General features: G+C 36.2%; 25 protein-coding genes and 1 pseudogene. 22 read left to right on the top strand and 4 right to left on the bottom strand.

What is annotated here, in order from left to right; genetic code table 11:
* Positions 1 to 241 precede the first annotated feature (241 nt).
* Complete coding sequence (locus RT269_RS16095) at positions 242 to 1,279, top strand: tyrosine-type recombinase/integrase (protein WP_313184055.1); 1,038 nt, start codon at positions 242 to 244, stop codon at positions 1,277 to 1,279.
* The gene (locus RT269_RS16090) at positions 1,276 to 1,656 is read left to right on the top strand and encodes a hypothetical protein (protein ID WP_313184053.1); all 381 of its coding nucleotides are present in this window, start codon (positions 1,276 to 1,278) and stop codon (positions 1,654 to 1,656) included. Before RT269_RS16095 ends, RT269_RS16090 begins: the two co-directional genes overlap by 4 nt.
* A 72-nt stretch (positions 1,657 to 1,728) precedes the next feature.
* Here the strand turns inward: RT269_RS16090 and RT269_RS16085 are convergent, their stop codons facing one another.
* Positions 1,729 to 2,352: a hypothetical protein gene (locus RT269_RS16085; protein ID WP_313184052.1), complete on the bottom strand. Its 624-nt coding sequence runs from the start codon at positions 2,350 to 2,352 to the stop codon at positions 1,729 to 1,731.
* A 221-nt stretch (positions 2,353 to 2,573) separates the two neighbouring features.
* Here RT269_RS16085 and RT269_RS16080 point away from each other — a divergent pair, with 221 nt between their 5' ends.
* On the top strand, positions 2,574 to 3,326 hold the full coding sequence (locus tag RT269_RS16080; RefSeq protein ID WP_313184050.1) for a DNA adenine methylase: 753 nt from the start codon (positions 2,574 to 2,576) through the stop codon (positions 3,324 to 3,326).
* Positions 3,327 to 3,793: 467 nt separating this feature from the next.
* Here RT269_RS16080 and RT269_RS16075 read toward each other — a convergent pair.
* A pseudogene (locus RT269_RS16075) lies at positions 3,794 to 4,978 on the bottom strand (IS256 family transposase).
* 232 nt (positions 4,979 to 5,210) lie between these two features.
* A complete protein-coding gene (locus RT269_RS16070; RefSeq protein WP_313184048.1) occupies positions 5,211 to 6,482 on the bottom strand; it encodes a hypothetical protein in 1,272 nt (423 codons plus the stop codon).
* A 306-nt stretch (positions 6,483 to 6,788) separates the two neighbouring features.
* On the opposite strand from RT269_RS16070, the gene RT269_RS16065 reads away from it, so the two are divergent.
* The 3 genes from RT269_RS16065 (at position 6,789) to RT269_RS16055 (ending at position 9,066) form a co-directional block, all read left to right on the top strand.
* Entirely contained in the window at positions 6,789 to 7,337 is a 549-nt protein-coding gene (locus tag RT269_RS16065) for a hypothetical protein (protein ID WP_313184046.1), read from the top strand.
* Between the two features lie 809 nt (positions 7,338 to 8,146).
* Positions 8,147 to 8,362, top strand: coding sequence for a hypothetical protein (locus tag RT269_RS16060; RefSeq protein WP_313184045.1), 216 nt, complete (start codon positions 8,147 to 8,149; stop codon positions 8,360 to 8,362).
* A gap of 77 nt (positions 8,363 to 8,439) precedes the next feature.
* A complete protein-coding gene (locus RT269_RS16055; RefSeq protein WP_313184043.1) occupies positions 8,440 to 9,066 on the top strand; it encodes a hypothetical protein in 627 nt (208 codons plus the stop codon).
* A gap of 37 nt (positions 9,067 to 9,103) precedes the next feature.
* Here RT269_RS16055 and RT269_RS16050 read toward each other — a convergent pair whose 3' ends face one another.
* Positions 9,104 to 9,682, bottom strand: coding sequence for a tyrosine-type recombinase/integrase (locus RT269_RS16050; protein ID WP_313184041.1), 579 nt, complete (start codon positions 9,680 to 9,682; stop codon positions 9,104 to 9,106).
* Between the two features lie 273 nt (positions 9,683 to 9,955).
* On the opposite strand from RT269_RS16050, the gene RT269_RS16045 reads away from it, so the two are divergent.
* The 16 genes from RT269_RS16045 (at position 9,956) to RT269_RS15970 (ending at position 19,369) form a co-directional block, all read left to right on the top strand.
* Positions 9,956 to 10,414: a hypothetical protein gene (locus tag RT269_RS16045; protein WP_313184040.1), complete on the top strand. Its 459-nt coding sequence runs from the start codon at positions 9,956 to 9,958 to the stop codon at positions 10,412 to 10,414.
* 106 nt (positions 10,415 to 10,520) lie between these two features.
* Complete coding sequence (locus tag RT269_RS16040) at positions 10,521 to 10,922, top strand: hypothetical protein (RefSeq protein WP_313184038.1); 402 nt, start codon at positions 10,521 to 10,523, stop codon at positions 10,920 to 10,922.
* Between the two features lie 16 nt (positions 10,923 to 10,938).
* The gene (locus RT269_RS16035; protein ID WP_313184037.1) at positions 10,939 to 11,277 is read left to right on the top strand and encodes a hypothetical protein; all 339 of its coding nucleotides are present in this window, start codon (positions 10,939 to 10,941) and stop codon (positions 11,275 to 11,277) included.
* 147 nt (positions 11,278 to 11,424) lie between these two features.
* Positions 11,425 to 12,015 (top strand): hypothetical protein, encoded by a 591-nt coding sequence (locus tag RT269_RS16030; RefSeq protein WP_313184035.1) that lies wholly within the window; start codon positions 11,425 to 11,427, stop codon positions 12,013 to 12,015.
* 68 nt (positions 12,016 to 12,083) lie between these two features.
* On the top strand, positions 12,084 to 12,266 hold the full coding sequence (locus RT269_RS16025; protein ID WP_313184034.1) for a hypothetical protein: 183 nt from the start codon (positions 12,084 to 12,086) through the stop codon (positions 12,264 to 12,266).
* Positions 12,267 to 12,268: 2 nt separating this feature from the next.
* On the top strand, positions 12,269 to 12,544 hold the full coding sequence (locus RT269_RS16020; RefSeq protein ID WP_313184032.1) for a hypothetical protein: 276 nt from the start codon (positions 12,269 to 12,271) through the stop codon (positions 12,542 to 12,544).
* A 214-nt stretch (positions 12,545 to 12,758) separates the two neighbouring features.
* Positions 12,759 to 13,031, top strand: coding sequence for a hypothetical protein (locus tag RT269_RS16015; protein ID WP_313184031.1), 273 nt, complete (start codon positions 12,759 to 12,761; stop codon positions 13,029 to 13,031).
* A gap of 44 nt (positions 13,032 to 13,075) precedes the next feature.
* A complete protein-coding gene (locus tag RT269_RS16010; RefSeq protein ID WP_313184029.1) occupies positions 13,076 to 13,783 on the top strand; it encodes a hypothetical protein in 708 nt (235 codons plus the stop codon).
* A gap of 63 nt (positions 13,784 to 13,846) precedes the next feature.
* On the top strand, positions 13,847 to 14,449 hold the full coding sequence (locus tag RT269_RS16005) for a hypothetical protein (RefSeq protein ID WP_313184028.1): 603 nt from the start codon (positions 13,847 to 13,849) through the stop codon (positions 14,447 to 14,449).
* Positions 14,374 to 15,513, top strand: coding sequence for a hypothetical protein (locus tag RT269_RS16000; protein ID WP_313184027.1), 1,140 nt, complete (start codon positions 14,374 to 14,376; stop codon positions 15,511 to 15,513). The genes RT269_RS16005 and RT269_RS16000 overlap by 76 nt, the downstream gene beginning before the upstream one ends.
* A gap of 12 nt (positions 15,514 to 15,525) precedes the next feature.
* A complete protein-coding gene (locus tag RT269_RS15995; protein ID WP_313184025.1) occupies positions 15,526 to 16,116 on the top strand; it encodes a hypothetical protein in 591 nt (196 codons plus the stop codon).
* Complete coding sequence (locus RT269_RS15990; RefSeq protein ID WP_313184023.1) at positions 16,113 to 16,562, top strand: hypothetical protein; 450 nt, start codon at positions 16,113 to 16,115, stop codon at positions 16,560 to 16,562. The genes RT269_RS15995 and RT269_RS15990 overlap by 4 nt, the downstream gene beginning before the upstream one ends.
* A gap of 58 nt (positions 16,563 to 16,620) precedes the next feature.
* The gene (locus tag RT269_RS15985) at positions 16,621 to 17,067 is read left to right on the top strand and encodes a hypothetical protein (RefSeq protein ID WP_313184021.1); all 447 of its coding nucleotides are present in this window, start codon (positions 16,621 to 16,623) and stop codon (positions 17,065 to 17,067) included.
* Complete coding sequence (locus RT269_RS15980; protein WP_313184019.1) at positions 17,033 to 17,407, top strand: hypothetical protein; 375 nt, start codon at positions 17,033 to 17,035, stop codon at positions 17,405 to 17,407. Before RT269_RS15985 ends, RT269_RS15980 begins: the two co-directional genes overlap by 35 nt.
* Before the next feature lie 125 nt (positions 17,408 to 17,532).
* Positions 17,533 to 17,931, top strand: coding sequence for a DUF6711 family protein (locus tag RT269_RS15975; RefSeq protein ID WP_313184018.1), 399 nt, complete (start codon positions 17,533 to 17,535; stop codon positions 17,929 to 17,931).
* Positions 17,932 to 17,944: 13 nt separating this feature from the next.
* Positions 17,945 to 19,369, top strand: a complete 1,425-nt coding sequence (locus RT269_RS15970; RefSeq protein ID WP_313184016.1) for a hypothetical protein — start codon at positions 17,945 to 17,947, stop codon at positions 19,367 to 19,369.
* Positions 19,370 to 19,596: the final 227 nt, after the last annotated feature.

The following is a 19,596-nucleotide window of genomic DNA, read 5'->3' as shown; positions in this document are numbered from 1 at the left end:
TTTTTTATTATAAAAAATCAAGTAAAACTAGTAGTTTTTTAACCAAAAATTAAAATAAAAGCCGGGGCATAGAGACCCCGGTAAAAAAATAGCTCAAAAAGAACATACATTCGAATCATAGACAATTAACAAGCGGCAGAGTCCCCGACAAAAGTTCTTCTACCGCTTCACGCTTAAGGATATTATAAATCAATTTGTCTCCTTAAGCAACTGAAATTTATAGATAAGGAGATTACATATTGTGAATGGACAAACTGTTAAAGCACAGGTTATAAATAATATCATTGTTGCCATGGCAGGGCATGTGGCGAAAGAAGTTCTAGACATTCTTCATCAGGTGGTAATAAAGGAATTTGTTAATGTCAATATGGAGGAGATTACAACTCTTCCGGTAGAGTATCAGAATGATGTGGATCAGAAAAACAAATACATTATTCAGCTATTCATTGTTAAGAAGAAAATCAAAGATAATACAAAGGAAGCTTACCTTGGTACGGTAAAAAGTCTGATTACCCTGATTGATAAGCCACTGGATAAAATTGAGGAATCAGATATCAGTTATTATCTTTCATGGTACGAGAAGCGAAATGTTAATGCAGGCGGCAAAAAGAACCAAGCTGTGACTGTGAATAACGAAAGACGTTTTCTATCTGCGTTCTTCACTTGGATGCGGAAGGAAAAGTTAATAGGTGAAAATCCGGTGGAAGCTACTGATCCGCTGAAAACGGTTCGAAAGCCGATTGATTATTTCAAGCCAGAAGAGATGGCAAAGATGAGAGATGCTTGTAAGAAACCAAGGGAGCGCGCCTTAATAGAAGTGCTACGGAGCACCGGTGCCAGAGTCGGAGAGTTGGTTGATATTACTATTGATCAGATAGATTGGAGGACCGGAGACATTGTGATTCTGGGAGAGAAGAACGACAAGTATCAGCCCATCTTCTTAGATGATGAAGCTCGATATTATTACCGGCAGTATCTTGACTCCAGGAGTGATGATAGTCCGTTTATGTTTCCTCACTGTAGGGAACCTTATGAAAAGTTGTCAACTTCCGGGATTCGGAGCATCTTAAAAACTATTGGCAACCGGGCCAAATTGAAATGCCGGGTATATCCTCATAAATTGCGTAAAACTCTGGGAATGAACCTTAAAAACAAGGGAGTGGACCTTGGCACCATTCAGGAGATTTTGAGGCATTCCAGCCCATCAGTGACAGCTATTTATTATGCTCAGTCTACACCGGATACATTAAGAAACGTGAGGGAGAGATGTTCAGCATGATGAAAAAAACGGTCAAGGAACAATTAAAGAGTTTGGTTGTGCTTAATACTGCCATCGTTGAAGCTGGAGAAGAAATCCAGGCAATACAAAAGGAAATTAATACATATGGCTATGATGAAAAATATGTCTCTGCCCTGAATGAAATGAAACAGAAAGCTATTTACTATCGGTATCAAAAGGTGAAGATTTGCTTGGAGCTGTATGATAAAATCGAAGCCTTGGAAGATGAGCAGGGGAAACGTTTAATGAAATATCGGTATATAAGGGGCTGCCGATGGGAAGAAATTGCAGACAAAATGGATTATAGCACCAGGCAGATATTCAATATACATAGTAAGGCCATCCATAATATTACCTACAAAATAAGTGTGTTTTAGAAATCAAAAAACCTTAGAAATCACAAACTTCCGTGGTTTCTAAGGCATGTTATCTATTTATTCTTGAATTACTTAGAATAAGGAATAAAGAGTTTTTATTAAGGTTATCAATGTATTAGCTAATGTAATATAAGGAGTATACTTTGTTAGTTTGTCTATTATTTTATTTGCGTCATTACTTGAAGTTTCATTCGATTTAAGCTTATATTTGAAGAGTTCTAAATCCTTTTTATCTTCAAATGCTATACGATTGTCATTAAGTAAGCCATCTATACTATTAGATATATTATTAGTAATATTTTGAACAATATTTACTGTATTGTTATTTCCGTCAATTTGTGTATTAATTACTATATTTGGTTCTTTATTTTTAAATGCTTCAATCTCTGCATAATAATCTCTGTAAAATAGGCTTATAATTCCGCTATCTGATTCGGATATATGGGCCTGATTTTTAAAGGCTATATTAACGCTATATAAACGTCCTTCATATTCTACGAACTCTGAAAATCTTTCTTCTATTTCCTTTCTTTTATTTTGTTGCCATATAAGATATGGTACACGAATAAAAGTAGTGCCATTTTGATTATAAATTGTATAGTAAATACTTTTGTTTTGGTAATCAATCCTAGAATCAATTAAGCTCAATAAGACAAAAAATAGGATTGCAATTGATAAATATATTAAAAGATGCATTTTTTCTCCAATTAATCTTAAGTATATTTTGTAATTATCATAAGCTTAGATACGTAATGTTCTGAAATTCTCTAAAATAATTTGCAAAGATAATAACAAGTTAATAAAATTATACTATGTATAGTAAAAGGAGTAAATAAGAAAACAGTTAAAAAGTAATTTTGCATAGAATTGCACTGGTTATTAATGATATGCTGTATGTATATTGGAGGTGCTGTTGCATGAATAGTTTTATAAGTTGGATTGGTGGAAAAAAGCTATTACGAAAGCAGATACTGGAACAATTTCCAGATCAGGGCTCATACAGCCGGTATATTGAGGTATTCGGCGGAGCCGGTTGGGTCTTATTTTCAAAGAATAAACATGCTCCGTTGGAAGTATTCAACGATGTAAACGGGGAATTGATTAATTTATACCGGGTGGTTAAATATCACCCGGATCCACTGCAGAAGGAACTGGAATGGCTGCTTATGTCCAGGGAGCAGTTCTTTGATGAGCTAAGCAGGAACACCAGAGGAATGACCGACATACAACGGGCCGCTCGTTTCTTCTGCCTGATCAGGGAGAGTTTTGGGTCAGACTGCAGATCATTCGGTGTAAGTTCCAGGGATATATATAAGGCAGTTGATTATCTAAAAGCAGTTTCTGGACGATTAAATAGGGTGGTAATTGAGAACCAAGACTTTGAACGACTGATAAAAACGTATGACAGACCAGATGCATTATTCTATCTGGATCCTCCCTACTACGAAGCGGAGAAATATTATCCAGATCGATTTAATCCGGAAGACCATAAACGGCTGAGGGAGTGCCTGGGCAATATTAGAGGGAAATTTGTATTGTCTTATAACGATTGCCAGCAGATACGGGAATTGTATGATAGATATACAATCATTGAAGTTGACAGAATGGATAATCTGGTTAACAAGGATAGGAGCAGAAGATATAAGGAATTGAATATAATAAATTATTAATGCTTTTCTTTTAATTTAGGTAAAAATAAGAGGGTATCTATTACGGATACTTTCTTTTTTTATAATGCACGAAAAAAATCATATAATAGTTCTAAGATGTGCTATACTAATTAAGTACGAAGGGAAAAGCATGTTTGGGGTAAGCAAGCTGTTGGATATGGGACGATAGATGAGATTTCTGATTTTAGGTTATTTTCTGATAAACGTATAGAAGAATTATTATCAAAGTATGGCATTTAATACAATTTGAATTAAAATATATAGGCGGTTTCCAGTGCGTAAAATTATAGGAAACCGCTTTTTCGAGCATGTGAAGAAATCTCTGTAATTGTGAATCTTCTATGATATTGATTGGGCTGAATTCTTCTAAAAGTAGGTTCAGCCCTTGATTTATATATAACAGCGCATGCTGGGCATGTCAAGAGCAGACGGAACTTTCCGTCTGTTTTTTCTCTTATGTCAAACTATTATTCCGGTAGGCGTCCCTCGTACATAATGCTCAATTCACCGTAAACTTGGCCCCAGTTACGGATAGGCATACTCCACCTTTTTGTGGCTTCAAAGGTTGACAGATACAAGGCTTTTAATAAGGCCGTATCACTTGGAAATACACTTCTTTGGCGGTTAAGCTTACGATATGTAGCATTTAAGCTCTCTATGGCATTTTTAGTATAGATAACCTTACGAACATCAGAAGAGAACTTAAAGATAGGAGAAATAGCGTCCCAGTTCTGTTTCCAGCTCCTCATAGAGTTAGGATATTTTTCTGACCATCTTTCTGTAACTCGCTCCAGAGCTTACAATGATTTTTCCTCCGTTGGCGCCTGATAGATTGTCTTTAGGTCTGTTGCAAATGGTTTCCGTTCTTTATCAACCACATATTTCAGAGTATTACGTACCTGGTGAACAATACATCTTTGATATTCTGTTTTGGGAAATGCGGTTGAAATTGCTTCTTTGATTCCGGTTAGGCCATCTGCACAGATAAGTAAGACGTCGTTCACTCCACGATTTTTAAGGCCGTTTAATACAGATAGCCAGTACTTTGAACTTTCGTTTTCCCCTACTTCAATGGTTAGAACTTCCTTGCGTCCATCGAGATTGATTCCAAGATCAACATAGGACGCAAGTTTACGAATGACGCCGTTATCTCTTACGGAGTAATGGATGGCATCAATATAGAGTACTGGATATATTTCAGAAAGAGGACGATTCTGCCAGTCTTCGATTTATGGAATTATTTTATCAGTTACATCCGATATAAATCCCTCAGAAGCTTCAAAGCCATAGTTATCATAAAGAGTATCGGAAATCTGTCTGGTGGTCATTCCCTTAGCGTACATAGATATGATCTTCTGATCAATATCAGAAATGTCTTTCTGTCTCTTTTTCACCACCTGTGGTTCAAAACTGGATTTGCGGTCTTGGGGGACATTGATCTTCATGCTTCCAAAACTACTGTTAACTTGTTTTGTTTTATAGCCGTTACGAGAATCATCATTATCCGATCGTTGGGATTTATTATAACCAAGATGGTCATCCATCTCTGTTTCCATCATTTCTTTGATAGTGCCGCCAAGAAGATCTTTAAAAGCCTCCTGAATATCCAGAGCAGACTCAATGTCATACTCTTCAAGAAGCTGCCGGATAATGTTACGTTACCCATCTGTCATTTGTACTTTGTGTACTGGTTTCTTTTCTCTCGCCATAATAAAGGGCCTCCTATGATTTTTTATTTTATCATAGAAGACCCTAATTTACAGAGAAACTTTCACATACTCACTTTTCTATTTTCCCCTATCTGAATATTCTGGGTTCAGACCATCTACGTCTGTCGAATAAGAAACCTCTAAGTTAAATATTTGACATGTAACTATTAGAAGATTATTGTTCATTCCAAACTTTCAATACTGGTGAAAAAAAATAATTATATTGGTTGTCTTCTTCTGACATTATTGTTTCGCCGAGTTTAATTCTACCATAAAACCCTCTACTAAAATCAGTAGAATATGTTATAGTTTTATCGTTTTTAACAAATACATTTGTTACTAATGCTTCGGTTTTTCCCTTTTGCTCTGATGCTCTTTTACCACTGGAAACATATTCATCCATAGTTCCTACCCAAACTTCAGAAGTAAATATAATTGCATTAATGTTTTCGTTTCTTACTTTCTTAGAAAATTCTTGCCAAAATATGAACTTTGATGTTTGATCTCCGAAAACTGCTTGAATAATTTCCCAATTCATATCACCATTTCTATAAAATAATAATGCAACATGAAACTTATCTTTGACTAGTATTTGTTTTGATAAATCCACAACGAAGTTGGCAAATTCATATACACTAGGGCTATTAGTGCTGCTTTTTGTTAATCCATCTATAATTTTTCTATATTTTTTCTTCATATCATCAATTATGTTTGAATTAAACTCGACTTTTTGAATAATCAGCTGTCTAGAAATAAAATTTTTTAAATCAATTAATTCTCTTCTGCTATTTAACTCTTTTTCCATACATATTGGAATATTATTAATATTAACTTCAAAAGCGTGATCTTTAAAAGCAATATTACATGAGTCTATACTTGCCCCAATTATTTCATGAGCTTCTTTAACTAAACCATATAATTTTCCAATTCCATAAGCCACTAAATATAGTAAGTCGCTTTCGGGGAATTCAGATATTCGCCACACTCTTTCTACCGCTGCATATACGTCCATATCGGCAAGTTGTTCGTCAATAATGTTTTTTTCTACCAAGTGTTGAAGTAACTGTTTGCCAGATATAAAAATAGGGATATTTGATTTAGCTTTTAAAATGGTTTCATATGTATAAATTGTAACTGCTGCTTCGCTATAAATCTCCAAATCTTTTTTATGTACTATTTCAGTCCTGGCGTCACATAACCATTTCATTATTTTATCTTCTTTTAAATCTTTCTGCCATGGTTCATACCAATTTGTAAAGTTAGGAATAGTAGATTTCTCATTTTGCAAAGCAAATGTAATATTTCTTAATGCTTGTATGGTTGCATTAATATTTGTGCGGAATCCTTCAGGATTGAAATATGCTTCACTAGCTTGATGCCATAAAAGATGAACCTCATTAAGTTTTCTATGGGTATTTTTTATCTTGCATAATTCGCCTTTATTCATATCATCACCTATTCTTCCCTTATAGATATTTTTAAATCTATAATAGACTTAAATATACATTTATGCAACTCGAATTTGACATATTTTATAACGATGATATTGATTTATCGGGTGATGCAATTTATGAATAAGAGATAGAACGATTGTAATTTAGGTGTGGGCAATTGGTGGCTCATTTTTTGATATAATAAGATCTGGATTTGTTGGGATTCCTATTGACATTGATAAATAAAAAAATATACATTATCATTAGGTATCTATTAAGAATTCTTTGATTCATATTGAAATAGTACTGGGGGAATAAAGTTGATTAATTTCAACGAGATGAGCAAAAGAGAATACGATGAACTGGGTTTCTTATATGAGAAGAGGTATGGGCCTTATAAGCCATTTAATAAGGGGATAATTGTAGACGGTGACATCAATCCTTACATAAGGCAGCTTATGGATATTACTTTTGAGAACAAAGTGGAAAAAATCAAAATAGACACTGTAGAAAAATTCTTGTTCAACAAAATATCTAGAGAAGAATCACGCAAAATTTTGTCGTTAATCCTGAGGAATAAAATTATATCCGAACAAGGGAATTTGCTTATGAGCAATGAAGAATATTCAGAATTCACTCATAAAATATTAGATGAAGTAAAGATAAAAGTAAAATCAGCAGAACAAGAGTGTGGAGCAAAGGAAGCAAAAGAAACAAAAGAATTTAATATACAACTATTTATTTTTTACTTGATGTTGCTAGCTTTTTCAATACTTTTGTGTGCTTTGACATTTTGGGTTTTTGGTTTTGCTTTAATGATTCCAGCATTTGTAATGACCATTGCATTGGTGTATAAATTTACAAGGTGATTAATAAAATTTGCTTTCCTCCTGGCCAATAAAAGTTTGTTAATAATTGTCGCTTTTATACAAAAGAAAAGCCCTGCATTATCTGCAAGGCTGAACCTCTCCGACATACCGATTGGGGGCAGCTATGTCGGCATCTGTTATACAAATAACACAAAAAAATTCTTGTCAAGGGTTGATTTAAAATTTATTTTATGCTAATCTGAAAAAGCCGAGGGGGCTCTACAAGAAATACTCAAGGGTATATCTTCCGGACATTGAGAATTTATCATGGTGATTAAATCAGGCAGGCGAAGGAGCAGAAAAAGCTTTGAAGCCTGCTTTTTGTATTCATAAATTCGTATATTTTGGCCCTATGTATTATAAAAAATATATAGACATAAAGTATTATTTATAATATACTCTTAGGCTTTCTGTATCCCCTGAGGTAATTAGATGTATGGGATGTATAGTGATTTAATATCTAAAAGATATTGACAGATATATAATGCTATGGTATTATCTGGAAAATGATATATATAAAGCGTGCATATGCTAGCCTGGTTGGCCTTGACCATATGCAATGTCCCCGCAATAGGCGGGAAAGAACCAAGACTTATAGTCCTTGTGTTGTACGGTATCCACTCCGTATGGCGCGAGGACTTTTTTATTTGGCCCGTAAATAGATTTGAAAAGTGTAGGCAAGAAAACCTCCATGGAAGATACCGGAAACGCATTAAAGGGCATTTGTGAACGTAAAAACGGCATTTAATTCCATAGGTTATAGAACAAATATAACTTTGTGAAAGAAATTAAGATTGCGAGGTGATCAGATGCAGAGAATAAGTGATAAATGCAACCGGGAAAGCTGCAGGTTCTGTGAGGACGGAAGGTGTACTGATCAGGAACAGCGGAATGAATGTCTGGATCTGTTGAACCAAATCATTCCACTTCCAGATGACCGGATAACATTTGCACTGTCAGATCAGGGATTTAAAGTTAGAGTTTATAAGCTTTTGGGACTTCAAGAGTATTTTCCCAGGTATTAATATATAAAGCTCTTATATGTGTCTGTATGATGATTATATGATACCTGTATAAGAGACAGAAAGGAGTTATATAAGTTATGGCTAAGACAGATGATTATACAGTAGATGGCTTTGATATAGAGCTTAATACAGATGATAGAGATACAGATGATAGAGATTATATTAATAATATTACAGCTACCATTATGGAGATATCTAATGAGTTCATAAAGAGACATAGTAATATTAATCTATGTTCTTCTCAGGGATTATCTGAGTTATTAAAAGATATAGGACGTAAGTATAAAGCAGATATTAATAATATAAAAGAATTAGATATACTATGGGATATCTATACAGTTATCTGTTGTACTTGCAGGATTAAGCCTACGTTACTTAGATTTGGTATGATGATTAATGTAAATAAAGATACGTTTAATAGCTGGTTAAAAGGGGAATATGATGGCCGGGTCGCTTCTGGCCACTCCGTAACGGCACAAAAATGGAAATCTGAATGCGAGTCAAGTCTGTATGACGAGGTAATCCAAACTGGCAATATCGGCTGCATGTTCGCCCTAAAAGCCAACTATGGGTATCGTGACAACGTCCAGATCATAGCCTACGATGACAAGGTCGGGAAGCCGGAATACAGCCGAGCAGAGATCGAAGAAAGAGCAAAAACGGTGGGCCTGCTGTCGGGATCTGCCGATGAGTTGCCGGATTAAGGCATAAGAAAAGCCCCGGCGATTGCCAGGGCAGGTGTTAGATCAGCTGTATATGCTTTTGTAATGCGTCTTCGACTTCTTTCGGCTGAATACCTAAGTATCGTTGAGTAATGGCAGTACTGGAATGTTGTAAGAGCTGTCGTACAAGTTCGATATTGTAGCCATTGTCTGTGTAGATAGAGGTTGCAAAGTATTTCCGGAAACTATGAGTACCTATGTTATCAAGATTTAATGCTTCACAAACCAGTTTTAAATGCTTTTGTATGGCTCTTTCGCTTATGTCAAATAGCTTTGCGCGGCTTGAAATGCCGTTATCAAGTGCATATTGCAAGATGTAGTTGTAAATCTCATTTGGTACTGTAAATGTTCTTTGCTTCCCGGTTTTTGTTTCTGTAATGTCCAGCCTGTAGCGGTTACCGTCTTTGATTATGTCGCAGGCGTGGAGTTGTAGGACATCGCCAATACGCAGGCCTAAGTTAGCTTCCAGTACTAAAGCGGTTGCTATCCGGTTGTTTGGTTTGCAGATGGTCCCGTCTTTGGCTGTGAAGCCGGAGCGTATTGTGCCAATTATAAATCGATAAGATTCTTCGGTTAATGCAACAGTCTTTTTATTCATTCTATACTCCTCCTAAAGTTCGTAAAACACATTAGATAAGTTCGTATTATTCCCTATAGACACTATACCATACATTGAAACCATTGTAAATACGTAATAGTTCGTATATTGTATATTTTACGAACCTTGAAAGTGCAAGCTGGATAGGCACCCGGGAGGGGGTCTAGAGTAAAAGCTTTTCGGGCGTAGTTAGGTCCCGAAGTTCCGAAAAATTTAAAAAAGGCTTTTCGTCAAAGTCAGGAATCTAATCAAAAGAGTAAAGGAGCAAATGATATGGTAGACCTTACAGGAAAGTTTATAACTACTATGACAAATAAAGAAAGTGAAAGACTGCTTAGAATGGCATCTGCACGAGGATACAGAACAGATATTGGATTGAAAGCATTGGTCAATAAGAGACTTTTCCATTTTTCTGAATTTCCTAGGTGGATATCTACACCGGATTTTTTTAAGGCACCGAATAATTTATATACATACCAGGAATTATTTGGAGAAGAAGATGAGGAGATGAACAGAATATTATCTGATTCATTGCACTTCTGCCGGGCTCATGGATATAGCCTTTTCAGAATTTATGTTGATGAAGAAACAATGACGTATAAGGGAAAGGCGATTGCCAAAGGGGATTCCGGGGATCGTAAAGAAATTGGATTGAGTATTGGGAAACCGATTAAGCTTTCAAAGGCTGATATTGAATTGCTTGTAGGATGTCCTGTGGAAATTGTTTCTTAGAAGAGCAACTTTTAAAATTTTCAAAAAAACAAAAAGGCTTTTCCCGTGAGGATACAAAATGTTCAATCGTAAACTATTATTCGCCAAAAGGCATAGAGGAACTTTCATGTTTGCCTTTGTAAATTTCAAGACCCAGGAATGCTATGAGTGGTATATCCAGTTTTCTTTGAAAACCCCCTGGTGGATTCCTAAATATGATCCATATTACCTGAATGATGGAAAGTGGCCATTAGTCGGCTGGTTGTTTTTCTATTTTGGCAGACATACTAGAGGAGCGGTAATCCCATGTAAGAAAAGTGAAATCATTGAGGGTAAAAAGCCATTGGTTGATAAAGCCGAAAATCTGTATTTGATTTATAACCTGCCTGATGAAGAACTGGCCAGGAAATTCCGGCGGACAATTCTCCGCTATAACTGTGATGTTGGGATTGAGAAAGATGGCGATAACGTGACAGTAATTAATACGGTCCGGTCCAGAAGATGGATTTCCATTTTTCTCAAAAAATAAAAAGGCGTTGATTGCTGTGAAGAAAAAGTTATATATGGCGGTTGAAACAGATAAATATGAGTTGCCGCTTTATGTGGCTGACACATTAAGGGAACTGGCTGATTGGTCCGGATTTAGTATTGGATATGTGTTGAGTGCAATAGCGCATGGTTATCCTGGAAAGAAATCTGGAATGAAGTTTCTGAGGATTGAGATTGATTTTGATTACTCCACTGGATCCAAGATAAGATTGGCCGTTGAGGGAGGTAAGCTATATATAAGTGTTGCAGATGGTGCGTGGGTTGGACAGATCACGCTTACTAGACATACGTCAGGAAGCAAGACATGCGGTTCGATTCCGTATATACCTGTTTAATAGGCTATTGCCAAAAGGCAAGGCACAAGATTTTGATTCCTGCATTTCCCTGTTTGAATCCGGGTAGCCCGATTTTGCACATTGGAAATTGAATATTGATGGTTTGTATGATATAATCTTGATATTACAAAAGATAGAGGTGAATAAATGGAAAAATTTGTGGAGTATACAAATTTCATTTTGGCTGTAGGCATTATTTTAATATGGCTTACGCTTATAATAGCGATCCTAGTTACATGGATTTTTAGTAAATATGAAAATCAGAAATTTTTTAAGGCAGCACAGAAATCATTAGAGCTTGATGACATCAATAAATCCATGACAGGATTGAGAAATGATTATGAGGTGTATAAGAATAAAAGATTTGGATTTTCTAGCAACTCAATTGTTGAATTGTGCCAAAAGTTTGATAGAAAGTTAAAACTTGAAAATAATATAAATTATATTGACAAGCTTGAAAGAATTATTGATAAATTTAAGGATGAATATCGTCTTGATGATGATAAAATAGACAGTGTTGTTAATAAAGTGCGTGAAAAGAATGGTAGTGAAGAAGCTAGAGAACTAAAAGAATTTATCATACAGTTAATGGCTTTTAATCGTGGAGTGTTGTTTGAAAAAGATAGATATTATAAAGATATGATTGAGAAAATGGCACGAAAAAAATGGATAAGTAATTTGGGTTATATTATTGGTTTTATAGGAAGCATAGCTTCGGTTTATGGAATCTTCTTTTAAAGATAATACAAAAGACCAACCATCAATATTTGGAGGTTGGTCTTTTATTGCGTAAATGAGGTGGCATTATGGACGTTTTCCAGTTTTGCTTACGTAACTTCTGCTCTTACTGCCCGGATTTTGATCCGGCGATTGAAAAGGTGGATTGTACCTTGATTGGAGATTCCTCACAAAAGACTATGAATAATATCCGATGCCAGAATGAGAGCAGATGTAACAATATTGCTGAGAATTTGAAAGGCAAGGTTTGAATATGCCATTTAAAGAAAATGAATGTTACAGTACGGTGCTTATGTGTGGCTCTGACGGAATAAAAATACCACTGCATGAGATTCCGATACTTAATTTTGAATTAGTGCCAGATGAAGAAATGGAAAAGGCCAAAGCTGATTTACAAAAGCCTATATCTCTAGATTTCTCCATGGATTTGATATTGCCGACGGAGAATTGTTTGCAGTTTTATGTGGCCTGTGCACCTTGGAGCAGATACAGCAGAATAACTGGCGGCGGCTTCATGGCTTGCCTATGAAAAGGAGATAATGATATAGGAGAGAGTAAACCAGTAGTAATATATCGTTGCCGCCGGTGCGGTAAAGAATTTCAAGAGACAGGTACTGTAGAGAGAAACATGCGGGTAGATGGTGTTGATGTGCCTATGGGTCCAGTTTATCAGTACCATCTTTGCTATTATGGCATATATGGACTGGGTGATTTAATTGGAGGATATGAGGTGAAAACAAAAAATGAATAGAGGCTATACAGCGAAAGAGGGGCTAGAAATGGGGGAAAGCATAATGTCAGGTTTGATAAGAGGTTTTGAAAAAGCTATGAATCCTCTAGAAGATGGATTTGACGGGCAGGCAGATATTGAGGTTGACAGTAATGGAAAGAAATGGGTATACTGTCCTTGGTGCCATAAAAAGCACTTCCCAATAAATGATGGGGCAATTATAATTGGATTGCAGTACAGATGCAGGAATAGTCACTGTAAGAAAGTATTTATTATTGGAGAATAATAAGAGCACATGATAAAATTATAAAAAACAAAAGAGGAAAATTCATGACGAAAATATGGGGGCTTGTAATAGGTGATTTATCAATACTTGAAATTATAAGTATTATAGTAACAGCATTACTTGCTTTTTTGACATTGCAGCTTTATATAAAACAAGTAAGATTTGAGGAACATGACAGAGGTCCTCAATTTAATGTAAAAATAGTAAGTGGGATCCCTGGATCAACGGAAGAATTGACCGATGCATATGATCAATATCTTGAGATTAGCAATAATGGAAAAGCAATAGATAATAAAGAAATTGAAACAGCTGCAGTCTTAAATATTGGAATGACTAAAAATGAAAATAGTGAAACTTTAAAAGGCATTTGCTATAAGGTAGATGATTTTTTTACTTCATTTTATGATCAGGCATATTTAAGATATGACAAAACAGGAATTATAAGTAGAAAATCTACATCTTTTCATTATTCTCAAATAATGGGAAAGATATATGGTGTCAGTCAAGAAATTAACGACACTAATGATGAAGATAAATTTCAAGTATATGAAACATTTGACTATTATGTGAAAATATCTTACATAGATTTTGATGGTAATAACAAGGAAAATTATTTTAGAAATGAACACCCAATAGGTAAAGCGGAATACGAAAAAGTTTCAAAGTTTAAAACTATTAATGCAAATCAACAAGAAGAAGGTATGAAGGAAATTAAGAATGATTTGCTTAAATTAAAAAAGAATTATAAATAGAGCCGAGAGCCGATGAGCCGAGAGCCATTTACTTTTCAATGAAAGGTAGGTGGCTCTTTTATTATGGATTTCCATGAACACCGGGAAATAATCAAAAAATTAAAGCGGCAGATTGGAACGCTGCCGTCTTACGATATTCTAAACATTCTTCTGTCAGAACTCCAATATACAATGCAGGATAATCCGGATTTGCCCGTTGAGGACCGAGATTTCATCATGACCTATTCCGGGTTCATTAAGAAATGGGCCGTCACAAGGTTTGTCCAGACCATGGATATACGCTGGGATGATCTGTACTGGAAAACTTTACATTTTGAGGCTCCATATTTATTTGAATCCTATCTGATTTACCTGGAGAAGAACCGGGAAGCAAAGGACCGCTTTTATTTACCGAAACGCAAGCAGTTGAATAAACACGGCTTGATTCAAGCAATGCAGGATCTGGAAGATGATAGACTGGATATCTTAAGCATATCAATGCCGCCTGGGACGCAGAAGACAACCTTGGAGAAGTTCTTTGCCTCGTGGGTAATAGGAAGCACCCAGATGATTTCAGCTTATTCTATTCTCATAGTGGTGATATCACCAGAATGTTCTACGACGGTATATATGATATCACAACAAATTCAGATGAATACACTTGGAACGAAATTTTCCCAGATGTGAAGCTTGAAGGTACCAATGCCAAAACGGAAACGATTAATTTTAAAAAGTACAAGCCTTTTCCCAATATTCAATGTACCTCAATTGGTTCAAAGAACGCTGGTAAGGTTAGGTGTAATCGTTACCTGTATTGTGATGATCTGATTGGTGGTATTGAAGAAGCCTTGAATAAGGTCCGGTTAGATAAACTCTGGTCTCTGTACAGTGTTGATGGCAAGCAGAGAAAGATGGACGGCTGTAAAGAAATTCATATTGCGACAAGGTGGTCCGTCCATGATGTGATTGGGAGAATAAAGAATTTATACCACTATAGTGACCGGGTGAGATTCATTGAAGTTCCCGATATTGACCCGGTAACAGAGGAATCGAATTTTGATTACGAGTACAATGGTTTCTCGGTGGCTTTTTTCAATGATCAGGCTTTGGCCATGGATGATATTTCTTATAAGTGTCTATATAAAAGCCAGCAGATTGAACGTGAAGGCTTGCTATATCATGAAGATGAATTAAGGCGATACTTTAAACTTCCAGAAAGAGAGCCTGACGCTCTTCTTGGTATTTGTGATACGAAGGACAAGGGTTCAGATTATATGTTCCTACCTTGCGTGGCCCAGTATGGAAGTGATTATTACTGCTTGGATTGCGTTTGTGATGATAATTCTGACTACGGCGTTCAATATGAAAGGTGCTCCAAGATAATAGTGGATAATAAGCTGCAGCAGTGCCAGTTCGAAAGCAATAACGGTGGTAGCCGGGTAGGGTACGAAGTAAATAAGCTGGTGGAGCAGAAGAATGGTCGTTGTAATATCACAACAAAATTCACTGATAGCAACAAGGAAACGAAGATTATCGTAAATGCGGACTGGGTAAAGAAACATGTTTTATTCAAAGACTCTTCCCTGTATAAGGCCAAAAGTGATTATGGGGTAATGATGAGTTTTCTGCTTAGTTATTCTGTCAAAGGCAAGAACGTCCATGATGATGTACCCGATGGCTGGGCGCAGTCTGCATTATTTACACAAAATATGGGTGGCGGTAAAGTGACCGTCTTCCGTAGACCATGTTAGGAGGTTTACCATATGGCAAAAAAATTGAGGAATCCTAAAAAAGAAAACTTAAGTCTATGGAACTCTTATCATAGCATGAAAAAACGCTGTTTAAATCCGAATTGCAAGCGTTATAAAGATTACGGTGGAAGAGGAATAGAAATATGTGAAGAATGGCTTAAAGGATTTGATGAATTTGCAGATTGGGCAAAAGTAAATGGATACAGGAATGGATTAACAATAGAACGAAAAGATGTGAATGGCAATTACGAGCCGAATAACTGTATGTGGATTACTAGGCAGCAGCAGGCCTTCAATAAAAGAGATTCAATATTTGTTACTTATCGAGGGCAGACGAAAGATTTAATGGTGTGGTGCAATGAAATGGGACTGATGTATGATACAATTCATAACCGCATTACTAGTGGGTGGTCTCCTGAAAAAGCATTTGAAAGCCTTGCTAACGAAAAATCTTTTGCTCAATTGTGTAGAGAGCATGGTTTAAAGCCAGCAACGGTTAGAGATAGAGTTTACAAATTGGGTTGGGATTTGGAAATCGCATTAAATACGCCAAGCGCAGGCCTGGGAGCCAATCAGCAGACTTATATGAGGAGGACTTTATGAAATTGTCGAGGGAATATTTAGCAACTTATACATATCTAGAATCCGAAATTAAGCGTATCAGGCGCAGGATAAAATACTATGAGAACAATCCCTTGTCTTCTGAATATGGGATTGTGAAAGGTTCTTTGAAGCAGTTTCCCTATACGGAATGCCATTTCGTGGTTTCAGGAGCAAGTGTGAAATCAAATGAGGAAAGAGAAAGGGCGGTCAGGCAGCTCCTAATTGACTTAAAAGGCAATGAACAACTTTTTGAGGACATGAAGCTGGAGATAGAGTGTTTTCTTGAAAAGTTAGGACTGGGACAGTTGGAGATTAAGCAAATACTATATTATCGGTATGTTGAGCGCTGGCCATATGAAAAAATTGCAAAAGAATTGAATTATGACAGAACAACTATACAAAAGAAGATTGATAAGTTTTTAGAAGTGTATTATAATGGTGATTAATTTTAAATGCTTCATATTGGCTTGATTAATAAAGTTTTTATACAAGAGGAGAATTGTTTTGGATTACGATAAAGGCAAAGAGTTATTAAAAGATTTTAATACAATTTTTAAAGACCAAAGAGCAGTAAGTAAAATAATTTCTTTTTTAGAGTTAGTACAGATTGTTTTATTTTTTTGTGTATTATTTGTTCATTATTGGAACTTTTTTGAATATATCAATATGCCGTTAGTCCCCCTATTTGATTATGGTTTGAGAAGTGTATTACATAATTATACGCCTTTTATATTTATTATTGCTATATTATACTGTTTTCCTATTAAATACTTTTTAGAAAAATTAATAATATATTTAGAAGTAACCCAGGAGATAAAAGTATTTCCACTTTGGAATACTATTGAAGATTTATTAGGAATTGCATTTGCTTCGATAATAGCATTGTTTTTTATAAATTGTTTAATAGAGTTTAATCATGGTTATAGAACATTCGATATCAAAAAAAGATAAAGTATTTATTATTTTCTTTTGTTTATTTTTATTTAGAATCTTTTGCTGGATATATGAAAAAAACAAAAGATATTGGGATTGTGTAGAAAAAAAGTATACACCATACTTTGATAGTAAAGGAAATAGAATACCTAAAGAGGGTAATGTTGTATATAATTCTAAATTATACAAAGTGTTTTGGGAAAAAGGGGACAATGATGATTTGAGATGTAAAGGAAAGTGGTATCTAACTGAAGATACGTTAGGTCCAGTATATTTGAATATACTGCTAGAAGATGCGGTAAAAGATGAAAGTGGTAAAATTAAAATATACAAGGATAGAATGGGAGAAGAAATATAACTTATGTGTTATAAATATTTTTCCCACATTTCCCATTTCTAATATGATAAAATGATATCGTGGTATAGAATGAATAAAGCGTTGTCCTAGTGATGGCGCTTTTTGTTATGTCTGGAGGTGGGAGTTTGGCGTTTGAAGGCTGGCTGCTTAAGATAAATGGGACAGTGTTTCCGAATGAGTTGATTGCGCTTGAATCATATAAATGTACGCCGGATCAGATAATGGACCTGGACCCCTATCGAGATGGAAGCGGAGAGCTTCACCGTAATGTGTTGCCTCATACAGCCACCTCCATGGAGTTCTCTACCACACATTTGCGATTGAGGGATACTGAAAGGCTGAATGCTTTTTTCCCTCACGGAAACAGAGTAAAAAGTGAAATTGAATATTGGAATCCAAATACGTCCTTATATAAATCGGGGGCGTTTTATATTTCCGATATTCCGTATGAAATTTTATATGTTGATGAGAAGAAAAAGGACATTCTCTACAAGCCGATTAAAATAACGATAACCGAATATTAAGGAGGTCAATGCTTTGCTGAATATTCCTGAAGAAATAAAGGAGTTGTTTCGAGCGGATAATTTAAGTGCCGATACACAAAGGCATCTAAAGCTTCGTTTCTATGATGAGAAAATAAATTTCCCGGAAAATGTTCTTTTTCATTCAGATGAATTATTTCCCGTTGATCAGGAGCCAATATACATCATTGATAACAGACAGATAATATCCGAATCCCTTACGATAGAAGAGAACCTATGTGCAAGCCAAGACTTGGCATTTGGAGAATGTAATTCATCTCAATTTGAAATAACAGTTGCTGATGTACTGATGGATTTAACCGGGAAAGAATTTGTGGTGACGGTAGAAATCGGCGGCTATGAATTGGCTATGGGGATTTACAAGGTCGATAGTTTTGTCCGAGAACAGGCTGACAGGCGGCGTAAGAAAATTGTAGCCTATGATCGTATGCTGTATTTTGATATTGACGTGGCTGACTGGTACCAGGGATTAACCTTTCCCATGACCTTGAAACAGTTCCGGGATTCACTTTGCGAGTATGTCGGCGTTTCCCAGGCCACGACTAATTTACCTTTGGACGATATGCAGCTGACAAAGACTATTGATCCGGAGCAGTTGGATGGCCGTAAGGTTTTAATGGCCATCTGTAAAATAAACGGTTGCTTCGGAAATTTTGATAAGACTGGTCGGCTTACATATAAGTTTCTAGGATTTTCAGGTTTGTTTCCGTCAGAGTCCTTATATCCATCTGATGATTTGTTTCCATCAGAAATGACCAACGCAGAAAATTTGTCTCGGTACAAACAGTCTGAAACCTATTATGAGGATTTTGTAACAAAACCAATTAACAAAGTACAGATTCGGCAGGAGGAAGGTGATGTAGGGGTTTCTTACGGGCCGGGAAAAAACTGCTATATCATTCAGGGGAATTACCTGGTTTATGGTAAGTCTGCGGATGAACTTCCATCAATTGCGGCTACGGTATATGAGCAGATATCCAGCAGGATATATAAACCGTGTCATATTGTAGGACCGGCACTGCCATGGGTGGAGGTTGGAGATGGCATTATTTGCTATACTACCGATGATGTTATCGAAACTTACTGCTTTAAGCGTACCATGAAAGGTATTCAGGGCATGATGGATACCTATGAATCTCAAGGAAGTATTGAGTGGGAACAGAGTTTCGGACTTGGTGACCAAATTATTCAACTTGAGGGTAAGGCGGCTGTTATTAAAAAGTCTGTGGAAGAAGTATCCGTAAGGGTAACTGACCTGAAAGCAGAAACCGAAGCAAAGTTCGCTATTACCGCTGAACAGATCCTTGCAGAAGTCACCAGGGCAAAGCAGGCAGAGGCTTCTTTGAGCATCAGGGCAGATCAGATTGCTTTATCCGTGACAAACCTTACCAATGCGCCTTTAATACATATGGAGAATTGAAAGCAGGATATGAGTACTATGATGGCATTAAAACCGAGGAAGATGGCTTGGTAAAAGTGGACAGCGCAGAATTTACCCAATGGCTTGCAACTCAGTATCTCCCGGAATGTACAAGCCATGAATAAAGGAAATTATTTAAGAGAGCGAGGAATTAATTCCCTGCTCTCTTGTGGTAGTGTGCCCAGCGGGCGCACGTTCTAATGGGTGAAAGTCCCTAGTCCACCCTG

It is taken from the genome of Lacrimispora sp. (assembly GCF_032078915.1).
GTDB lineage: Bacteria > Bacillota > Clostridia > Lachnospirales > Lachnospiraceae > Lacrimispora.
This window is presented reverse-complemented; position numbering and strand designations above follow the sequence as displayed.

Coding starts and splice junctions, on each gene's coding strand:
- RT269_RS16090 (WP_313184053.1), top strand. CDS start 1,276: ATGATGAAAAAAACGGTCAAGGAACAATTAAAGAGTTTGGTTGTGCTT.
- RT269_RS16085 (WP_313184052.1), bottom strand. CDS start 2,352: ATGCATCTTTTAATATATTTATCAATTGCAATCCTATTTTTTGTCTTA.
- RT269_RS16080 (WP_313184050.1), top strand. CDS start 2,574: ATGAATAGTTTTATAAGTTGGATTGGTGGAAAAAAGCTATTACGAAAG.
- RT269_RS16070 (WP_313184048.1), bottom strand. CDS start 6,482: ATGAATAAAGGCGAATTATGCAAGATAAAAAATACCCATAGAAAACTT.
- RT269_RS16060 (WP_313184045.1), top strand. CDS start 8,147: ATGCAGAGAATAAGTGATAAATGCAACCGGGAAAGCTGCAGGTTCTGT.
- RT269_RS16055 (WP_313184043.1), top strand. CDS start 8,440: ATGGCTAAGACAGATGATTATACAGTAGATGGCTTTGATATAGAGCTT.
- RT269_RS16050 (WP_313184041.1), bottom strand. CDS start 9,682: ATGAATAAAAAGACTGTTGCATTAACCGAAGAATCTTATCGATTTATA.
- RT269_RS16045 (WP_313184040.1), top strand. CDS start 9,956: ATGGTAGACCTTACAGGAAAGTTTATAACTACTATGACAAATAAAGAA.
- RT269_RS16040 (WP_313184038.1), top strand. CDS start 10,521: ATGTTTGCCTTTGTAAATTTCAAGACCCAGGAATGCTATGAGTGGTAT.
- RT269_RS16030 (WP_313184035.1), top strand. CDS start 11,425: ATGGAAAAATTTGTGGAGTATACAAATTTCATTTTGGCTGTAGGCATT.
- RT269_RS16025 (WP_313184034.1), top strand. CDS start 12,084: ATGGACGTTTTCCAGTTTTGCTTACGTAACTTCTGCTCTTACTGCCCG.
- RT269_RS16020 (WP_313184032.1), top strand. CDS start 12,269: ATGCCATTTAAAGAAAATGAATGTTACAGTACGGTGCTTATGTGTGGC.
- RT269_RS16015 (WP_313184031.1), top strand. CDS start 12,759: ATGAATAGAGGCTATACAGCGAAAGAGGGGCTAGAAATGGGGGAAAGC.
- RT269_RS16010 (WP_313184029.1), top strand. CDS start 13,076: ATGACGAAAATATGGGGGCTTGTAATAGGTGATTTATCAATACTTGAA.
- RT269_RS16005 (WP_313184028.1), top strand. CDS start 13,847: ATGGATTTCCATGAACACCGGGAAATAATCAAAAAATTAAAGCGGCAG.
- RT269_RS16000 (WP_313184027.1), top strand. CDS start 14,374: ATGTTCTACGACGGTATATATGATATCACAACAAATTCAGATGAATAC.
- RT269_RS15995 (WP_313184025.1), top strand. CDS start 15,526: ATGGCAAAAAAATTGAGGAATCCTAAAAAAGAAAACTTAAGTCTATGG.
- RT269_RS15990 (WP_313184023.1), top strand. CDS start 16,113: ATGAAATTGTCGAGGGAATATTTAGCAACTTATACATATCTAGAATCC.
- RT269_RS15980 (WP_313184019.1), top strand. CDS start 17,033: ATGGTTATAGAACATTCGATATCAAAAAAAGATAAAGTATTTATTATT.